Source organism: Kitasatospora sp. NPDC056800, assembly GCF_042789775.1.
Taxonomy (GTDB): domain Bacteria; phylum Actinomycetota; class Actinomycetes; order Streptomycetales; family Streptomycetaceae; genus Kitasatospora.
Genome location: NZ_JBHUAL010000294.1, coordinates 1 through 8358, shown reverse-complemented (window position 1 = coordinate 8358; position 8358 = coordinate 1). Strand labels below are relative to the sequence as shown.

The window sequence follows — 8358 nt, the reverse complement described above, 5'->3', positions numbered from 1 at the left end:
CGCGACCCTTACGCCCGCCCCCCTACACGAATGCGCGGGGTGCCCCCCGCGACGCCCCCGCCCCACCGCCGTCACGAGGGCCTCAGGTCGCGGTCGGCACCCCCGGGTGGGAGGTCCGGCCGCCGGAGAGGTCGGCCAGCGGCGCGCTACCCAGCACCCCGCCGAGCAGCCCGCCGGAGCTCGGGCTGGACTTGGCCGCCGGCCCCGAGCCGCCGGTGCCCGGGGTGCCGCGCGAGGCGGGGGCGGTGCCGCCGGAGCCGCCGGACGGGGCGGGCGCGGCCGGGGAGGAGCCCGACCCGGCCTCCGGCTTGCCCGAGTGCGCCTTGCCGCTCGGCGTCGGGGTGGCCGGCTTGGTGGACGGCGTGGCGGCCGGGGTGGTCGCGCTCGGCGTCGGGGTGGCCGGGTGCGGGGCGGCGGGTTGGGGCGTGGTGGACGTGCCCTTGCCGCCGGGGGCGCCGGACGGGCTGCCGGACGGCCAGACCGGGGTGCCGTAGTCGGTGGCCGGACGGTCCGGCGCCTGGTGCGCCCGGGCGCCGGTACGGACGGCGGCGCCGAGCATCGAGCCGAGCAGCAGGGTCAGGCCGACGACGACCGTGGTGACCACGGTGCCGCGGCGCAGCACCCGGCGGCGCAGCGCCCCGGGCGCGTCCGCGCCGTACCGGCGCCAGGCCTCCAGGCTGAGCCGCCCGTCCAGCGAGGCGAACGGCGCCCCGGCGATCAGCAGCGGGCTCCACGCCGCGAGGAAGATCAGGTCCGGGGTGTCGTAGACCGGGACGGCCCGCCAGCTGACGGTGAACAGCAGCGCGGCGGAGAGCGCCATCGCGGCGCCGGCGGCGAGCCGCTGCCAGAGGCCGAGGACGGTCAGCACGCCGACCACGATCTGGGTGAACGACACCACCAGGCCGGCGCCCACCGGGTGCGCCATGGCGAAGGCCAGCAGCGGTTCGGCGACCTTCCAGGGGTGCAGCGAGGAGAGCCAGCGCATCATCGAGCCGCGCTCGCCGCCGTCGAAGTACACCGGGTCGCAGAGCTTGCTGAACCCGGCGTAGACGGAGAGCGAGCCGAGGACGGCGCGCAGCGGCAGCAGCACCAGGCCGAGGTCGACCCGGCGGCCCGGGTACCAGGGCTGCCTGCCCGCGGCGTCGACGGCGGAGACCTCGGGCAGTTCGCCGCTCGGGGTCCAGCCGTGCGGCTCGCCGACCGGGCCGACGCCCGCGTCGGTGGCGGTGCCGGCGCCCTCGCGGGGCTGGCGCGGGAGGGTGCGGGCGCCCGCGAGGGAGGGGAGCGCCTGGGTGTCCGCCTCGATCAGGCGGACACCGCCGACCGGGGTGCCGCCGGGGCGCACCGCCTCCAGCAGCCGGGTGGCCGCGAGGTCCCCGGGGGGCGCCTGGCCGGTCCAGGTGACGGCGGTGACCCGGCCCTTGCGGCGCGGCGCGCCGCCGGCCCCGGCCCCGGCCAGCGCCGGGACGGCGGAGGAGGGCACGACGACCTGCGGGGTGACCAGCGGACGGCGGATCAGGCCCTGGTTGGCGTACGGGTCGCCGAATGCGGCACCGGTGGACAGCAGTCCGGCCGGGGCATCGATCAGCGGCGCCACCGGGCCGCCGAGCCGGAGCCGGAAGCTCGCCTGGGTGCTGCTGAGCCGCGAAGGGTCCGACTCCACCTTGACGGTGTTGAGGCCGGGGCCCGCGTCTATCCCGGTGCTGCCGTCGCCGAACAGGGGGCGCCGAGGTGTTCTGGTGTCCACGCCCGTCTAACCGGGTGACGCCCGCTTAGGACACTCTCCCGGGTGGATGTCCGGCGCACACTTGAAGTGATCATGAAAAAAGCGATCGGGCCCGGTCGGGGCCCGATCGCCTTCACTCGGATTGCGGGGAATTCGGAAGATCTCCTGCGCGCCGCGACCCGGCCGTGCTCAGCGCTTGGCGCGCAGTCGCGCGGCCTCGTACAGCACGATGCCCGCCGCGACACCGGCGTTCAGCGACTCGGTCAGGCCGGACATCGGGATCCGGACCCGCATGTCGCAGGTCTCCGAGACCAGCCGGGACAGGCCCTTGCCCTCGCTGCCCGCGACGATCACGACCGGACCGGTCAGCAGCTCCAGGTCGCCGATCTCGGCCTCGCCGTCGGCGGCCAGGCCGACCACCATCAGACCGGCCTTCTGGTAGGCCTCCAGGGTGCGGGTCATGTTGGTGGCCCGGGCGACGGGCAGCCGGGCCGCGGCGCCGGAGGAGGTCTTCCAGGCACCGGCGGTCATGCCGGCCGCGCGGCGCTCGGGGATGACCACGCCGTGCGCGCCGAAGGCGGCGGCCGAGCGGACCACGGCGCCCAGGTTGCGCGAGTCGGTCACGCCGTCCAGCGCGATGATCAGCGCGTCCTGGCCGGCGTCGGCGGCGTCGACCAGCAGGTCGTCGGGGTGCGCGTACTCGTACGGCGGCACCTGGAGCACCAGGCCCTGGTGGTTCATCCCGCCGGTCATCTGGTCCAGCTGGGGCCGCGGGGCCTCCATCAGCGGGATGCCGCGGTCGTTGGCGGCCTGGAAGGCGTCGCGGACCCGGTCGTCGGTGTCGATGAACTGCTGGACGTACAGCGCGTTGGCCGGGACGTCGCCCTGCAGGGCCTCGACCACCGAGTTGCGGCCGAAGACCAGCTCGGCGCTGCCCGCGCCACCGCGGCCACCGCGGCCGCCGCCGCCGGCCCGGCGCATGCCGGCCCGGGCCTTGGCGTCCCGCTCGCGCTTGATCGCGGCGTTGGCGGCGCGCTGCTTCGGGTGGCCCTTGCGCTCCGCACCGGGCGGCGTCGGGCCCTTGCCCTGGAGCGCCTTCCGGCTGTGGCCGCCGGTACCGACAGACGCGCCCTTCTTCGATCCGGGGTTGCGACGGTTCCTGCGTGCACTGTTGCCGGCCATGGCTGTACTTCCTGTCTGTCCGGCATGCCCCGGCCGTCCCGGTCTGCCCGGTGGCGGCCGACGGCATGCGCTACGTCATGCGGGAGGGCCGCACCGGTCCGGTACGGCCCACCCATCACCCCGATCGTCGGATGGGGTTACTGGCTGTTGATCGTCCAGCGCGGGCCGGACGGGGTGTCCTCGATGGCCAGCCCGGCGAGGCCGAGCTGGTCGCGGATGGCGTCCGCGGTGGCGAAGTCCTTGCGCTCGCGCGCGGCCTGCCGCTGGTCCAGGACCAGACGGACCAACGAGTCGACCACTCCGTGGAGGTCCTCGCCGCGCTCCGTCCCGGCCCAGTGCGGGTCGAGCGGGTCGAGGCCCAGTACACCGAGCATCGCACGGACCTCGGCCAGTCGCGCCACCACGCTCTCCTTGTCGTCCGCGTTCAGGGCGCTGTTGCCCTGGCGGACGGCGGTGTGCACGACGGCCAGCGCCTGCGGCACGCCGAAGTCGTCGTCCATCGCCTCGGCGAAGGCCGGCGGCACCTCGGGCGCCGCGTCGACCGTGCCGCAGCGCTCGACGGCGCGCTGGATGAAGCCCTCGATCCGGCCGAAGCCGGCCTCGGCCTCGCGCAGCGACTCCTCGCTGTACTCGATCATCGAGCGGTAGTGCGGGGCCGCCAGGTAGTAGCGGAGCACGATCGGCCGCCACGCCCGGACCATCTCGGAGACCAGCACCGAGTTGCCCAGCGACTTGCTCATCTTCTCGCCGGCCATCGTGACCCAGGCGTTGTGCACCCAGAAGCCGGCGAAGTCGTCGCCGTAGGCCTTGGACTGGGCGATCTCGTTCTCGTGGTGCGGGAAGATCAGGTCCAGCCCGCCGCCGTGGATGTCGAAGGCCGCGCCCAGGTACTTGTGGGCCATCGCCGAGCACTCCAGGTGCCAGCCCGGACGGCCGCGGCCCCACGGGGTCTCCCAGCTCGGCTCGCCCGGCTTGGCGGCCTTCCACATCGCGAAGTCGCGCTGGTCCCGCTTGCCGGTCTCGCCCTCGCCCTCGGGCTGGCGCAGGTCGTCCAGCTTCTGGTTGGAGAGCGCCAGGTAGTCGGGGTACGACCGCACGTCGAAGTAGACGTTGCCGTCGGCCGCGTAGGCGTGGCCCTTCTCGATGAGCCCCTGCATCATCGCGATCATCTCGGGGATGTGCCCGGTGGCCCGCGGCTCGACCGTCGGCCGCAGGCAGCCGAGCGCGTCGTAGCCGTCGTTGAAGGCGCGCTCGTTCTCGTAGGCGATCTGCCACCACGGCGTGCCGAGCTCGCGCTCCTTGGCGATGATCTTGTCGTCGATGTCGGTGACGTTCCGGGCGAAGGTCACCTGGTAGCCGCGGTAGGCGAACCACCGCTGCATGAGGTCGAAGTTGAGGTACGACCGGATGTGCCCGATGTGTGGCGCCGACTGAACGGTAGCGCCGCACAGGTAGATCGAGACACAACCCGGTACAAGCGGGACGAAGTCGCGTACCTGGCGGGTGCTGGTGTCGTACAGACGAATGCTCACAGCGTCAAGCGTAGTGGGCACCGGGGGGTGCCCCGCCACATTCCCCGGGACAACGGGGGCGTGATCCCGGGGAAACGGCGGGACGCGGACGGGACTCAGATGTTGCCGAGCACCTTGTCCGGGGAGATCCGGACGACCACCCGGACCGCCTCCGGGCCGTCGAAGGTGTAGTCCTTGCCCAGGTACTTGCGGGACAGCTCGTCGATCAGCTCCCGGCCGCCCTCGGTGGTCAGCGTCGCCTCGCCGCGCGCCTCGAAGTACTCGTACGGGTTGTCCTTGTCGTTGATGACGAGGGACACCCTCGGGTCCCTGACCAGGTTGAGGTGCTTCCGGCGGCCCTCGACGGTGGAGAACAGGATGTCGTCGCCGTCCCGCTTGACCCAGACCACGGAGGCCTGCGGGCCCCCGTCGGGCTGGATGGTGGAGACCACGGCGAAGCTCGTGCTGTCGAGCAGTTCCTTGACCTTGTCCGCAAGTTCGACACCCATCGGAAACCCCTTCACGTCGGCGTTCGGCCCGAGCGGAAGCCCCGTCCGGGCCCGAGCCGAACACTAGCGACTCGGGCCCCGGGAACACCCGGTGAACACCCGTCAGGTCCGGGTTGTTCCCGACCGCTCACCGCGACCGGCTCAACGCCGTTCGTACACCAGGGCGGTGGCGATCGCGGCCAGGCCCTCGGCCCGGCCGGTCAGCCCCAGCCCGTCGGTGGTGGTGCCGGAGACGGACACCGGGGCGCCGACCGCCTCGGACAGCGCGGCCTGCGCCTCGGCCCGCCGCTTGCCGATCTTCGGCCGCACGCCGATCACCTGGACCGCCACGTTGCCGATCTCGAAGCCCGCCTCGCGGACCAGCCGGGCCGCCTCGCCGAGCAGCTTCGCCCCGGACGCGCCGGCCCACTCCGGGCGGTCGGTGCCGAAGTGGGCGCCCAGGTCGCCGATCCCGGCGGCCGAGAACAGCGCGTCGCAGGCGGCGTGCGCGGCGACGTCGGCGTCCGAGTGCCCGGAGAGGCCGACCTCGGCGTCCGGCCAGTCCAGCCCGGCCACCCGGAGCGGGCGGCCGGCCTCGAAGGCGTGCACGTCGGTGCCGATCCCCACGCGGGGGATCACGGGGGTCTGCGGGTCAGTAGGCATCGGCGGCCCTCCTGCGGGCGAGTACGGCCTCGGCGAGCACGAGGTCCAGTGGACGGGTGACCTTGAACGCCTCCTCGTGGCCGGGCACCACGACGACCCGGCCGCCGTAGCGCTCCACCAGCCCGGCGTCGTCGGTGACCGGGGGCGCGTCGGCGGTGCCCGCGCTCTCCTCGGCCAGCGCCTTGGCGTGCACCTCGACCAGGGTGGCGCGGTCGAAGCCCTGCGGGGTCTGCACCGCGCGCAGGGTGGCGCGCTCGGGCGTGTCGAGCACCGGCTCGGGGCCGCCCGGGTTCGGCTCGACCCGCTTCACCGTGTCGGCCAGCGGCACCGCGGGCACCACCGCCCGCGCCCCGGCCCGGACGGCGGCCGCGACGGCGTCCACCACCTCGACCGGGACCAGCGGGCGGGCCGCGTCGTGCACCAGCACGATCCCGACCTCGTCCGGGATCGCGGCCAGGCCCAGCCGGACCGACTCCTGGCGGGTCGCCCCGCCGGCCACCACCCGGATGTCCTTGTCGTCCAGCCCGTGGCTGTCCAGCAGGGCGACCACCTCGGCCACCCCGTCGGCGGGCGCGGCGACCACGACCAGGCCGACCGCCCGGCTGCGGGCCAGGGCCCGGACGGCGTGCACCAGGAGCGGCACGCCCCCCAGTTCCCGCAGGGCCTTCGGGGCCCCGGGCCCCAGCCGCTCACCCCGTCCGGCGGCGGGCACCACTGCTGCTGCGACTGCTCCTGACGCGTTCAGGTTTCACTCCTTCGGCGAAGTGGGTATGGCCATGGCGTGCCCGGCGGGCGCACCGGGCCCCTTCCGAAGAACCACGGTCCACCGTCCGCCGCACAGCTCCGCAAGTTCCGCGCAACGGTTCCGCGCAAGAACGGGTGCGGAAACGGTCTTGCAGGCCTGGGCCGGCTCGGGCGGGTGGCGTGGTCCGGACATGCCTCAGCGCCCGGAGTGCCACTGCACCACTCCCGGACGGTTCGTCCGAGGAGTGGCGCGCCGGCACCGGGCGCTGTGAGCGTTGGGCGGCAGCCCGACCGCACTGCGGTGGCGCGCTACGAGGCGAGGACCTCGTCGAGCAGCGTCTCCGCCTTGTCCTCGTTGGTGTTCTCCGCCAGCGCGAGCTCGCTGACGAGGATCTGGCGCGCCTTCGCGAGCATCCGCTTCTCGCCGGCCGAGAGGCCGCGCTCGCGCTCGCGGCGCCACAGGTCGCGGACGACCTCGGCGACCTTGATGACATCACCCGAGGCGAGCTTCTCCAGGTTCGCCTTGTAGCGACGGGACCAGTTGGTCGGCTCTTCCGTGTACGGTGCCCGCAGCACCTCGAAGACCCGGTCCAGACCCTCCTGGCCGACTACATCGCGCACACCGACGAACTCCGCGTTCTCGGCGGGCACGCGGAGCGTCAGGTCTCCCTGCTGCACCTTGAGCACCAGGTAGGTCTTGTCCACACCTTTGATCTGGCGAGTTTCGATGGCCTCGATCAGCGCGGCCCCGTGATGGGGGTAGACCACCGTGTCGCCAACCTTGAACGTCATGTGACAGGACCCCTTCCGTGGCTTTCCAGAATAACACGCTTCTCGGCCCACCCGAAGGGCGTTTTCGCAGGTCAGGGCCGGTCTCGGGGCTTGACAAGGACCCCCATGACGTGCTGCGACCGGTGTTCGAGAGGGGCTTCCCGCAGGTCGGAGGCGGTTCCGGGGTTCGACGAAACCCTTGCGCAACACCCCCGCAACCATGATTGGATCTTGAGCTTTCACCCCTTTTCGAGTCGCGGCCGAATCGTTATTCGATCTTGGTCGAACCTTGTCCTCCGCGTGACCCGGACATGTCGACGTACCGCCGGACGCACCCCCGGCGTACGGCCGGACGGCCCCCGGCGGCCCCCGGGAGTGCGACACGGGGACCACCCCGTGAGGAGCGCATAAGCGAGGTCGATAATCTGAGACCTGACCACCCGACACGTGACCTAGGGAGAAGCCGCCGCCGTGAGCCGCAGCCTTCGACGCGGCAGCATCGCCGCCCTCGCCGCCATCGCCATCGCCTCGCTGTCCTCCTGCGCCGCCGGCAACACGCCGGACACCCTGCAGATCAAGCCGGACAACGCGGCGGCGACCCTCGGAACGAACCTCCGGCTGAACAACATCGTGGTCGTCACCGGGGAGGGCGCCTCGGGCGACCACACCGGTCCCGCCAACGTGGTCGTGAACATCGCGAACACCGCGGACGCCCCGGCCGAGCTCCAGTCCGTCACCGTCGGCGGTGCCGCCACCACCTTCGCGGACGCCGCCGGCGCTCCGCTGTCCGGCATCGTCGTCCCGGCCCGCGGCGCGGTGGTGATCGGCGGCCAGGGCAACCCGTCCGCCACCGCCGCCTCCGCGACCGTCCACGTCGGCGGCTTCGCCCCGACCGTGTTCACCTTCAAGGACGGCCAGAAGGTCGAGGCCCAGGCCGCCGTGAGCCCGGACTCGGGCGCAGACGGCCGCGGCCTGTACAAGGGCTTCGGTCCGACCCCGTCGCCGACCGCGACCCCGGCCAAGACCACCACCCCCGGTGCGGCCACCCCCGGTGCCACCGCTCCGGCCCCCGGCGCCACCACCCCGGGCGCGCCGGCCACCGGTGCCGCCGTCCCGGCCGGCACCACCGCCCCGGCCGTCCCGGCCGCGCACTGACGCCGCACCCCGCCCCCGGGGGGGGGCCCCCCGGGCCCCCCGCGGGCGCCCCAGCGCCCCCCCCCCGGGGGCGGGGGGGGGGGGTCCGCGGGGGGGGGGGGGTGTTGGTGGGGGAAAT

At 73.8% G+C, this 8358-nt stretch carries 8 protein-coding genes; 1 reads left to right on the top strand and 7 read right to left on the bottom strand.

Annotated features, from left to right (window positions below; genetic code table 11):
• Positions 1 to 82 precede the first annotated feature (82 nt).
• The 7 genes from ACFRQN_RS38390 to ACFRQN_RS38360 all read right to left on the bottom strand — a co-directional run bounded on the left by ACFRQN_RS38390 (position 83) and on the right by ACFRQN_RS38360 (position 7106).
• Positions 83 to 1747, bottom strand: coding sequence for a DoxX family membrane protein (locus tag ACFRQN_RS38390; RefSeq protein WP_375876596.1), 1665 nt, complete (start codon positions 1745 to 1747; stop codon positions 83 to 85).
• 168 nt (positions 1748 to 1915) lie between these two features.
• On the bottom strand, positions 1916 to 2908 hold the full coding sequence (gene rlmB, locus ACFRQN_RS38385; RefSeq protein ID WP_049657177.1) for a 23S rRNA (guanosine(2251)-2'-O)-methyltransferase RlmB: 993 nt from the start codon (positions 2906 to 2908) through the stop codon (positions 1916 to 1918).
• 137 nt (positions 2909 to 3045) lie between these two features.
• Positions 3046 to 4440: a cysteine--tRNA ligase gene (gene cysS / locus ACFRQN_RS38380; RefSeq protein ID WP_049657179.1), complete on the bottom strand. Its 1395-nt coding sequence runs from the start codon at positions 4438 to 4440 to the stop codon at positions 3046 to 3048.
• Between the two features lie 95 nt (positions 4441 to 4535).
• Entirely contained in the window at positions 4536 to 4928 is a 393-nt protein-coding gene (locus ACFRQN_RS38375; RefSeq protein WP_049657181.1) for a PPOX class F420-dependent oxidoreductase, read from the bottom strand.
• Positions 4929 to 5069: 141 nt separating this feature from the next.
• Positions 5070 to 5570: a 2-C-methyl-D-erythritol 2,4-cyclodiphosphate synthase gene (ispF, locus tag ACFRQN_RS38370; RefSeq protein WP_049657183.1), complete on the bottom strand. Its 501-nt coding sequence runs from the start codon at positions 5568 to 5570 to the stop codon at positions 5070 to 5072.
• Positions 5560 to 6315 carry a 2-C-methyl-D-erythritol 4-phosphate cytidylyltransferase gene (gene ispD / locus ACFRQN_RS38365; protein WP_074001725.1) on the bottom strand — a complete coding sequence of 252 codons (756 nt, stop codon included), beginning with the start codon at positions 6313 to 6315 and terminating at the stop codon, positions 5560 to 5562. The genes ispF and ispD overlap by 11 nt, the downstream gene beginning before the upstream one ends.
• Positions 6316 to 6623: 308 nt before the next feature.
• A complete protein-coding gene (locus tag ACFRQN_RS38360) occupies positions 6624 to 7106 on the bottom strand; it encodes a CarD family transcriptional regulator (RefSeq protein ID WP_014136563.1) in 483 nt (160 codons plus the stop codon).
• A gap of 450 nt (positions 7107 to 7556) precedes the next feature.
• Between ACFRQN_RS38360 and ACFRQN_RS38355 the strand changes: the two genes are divergently transcribed.
• Positions 7557 to 8240 carry a hypothetical protein gene (locus tag ACFRQN_RS38355; RefSeq protein WP_074001726.1) on the top strand — a complete coding sequence of 228 codons (684 nt, stop codon included), beginning with the start codon at positions 7557 to 7559 and terminating at the stop codon, positions 8238 to 8240.
• Positions 8241 to 8358 lie beyond the last annotated feature (118 nt).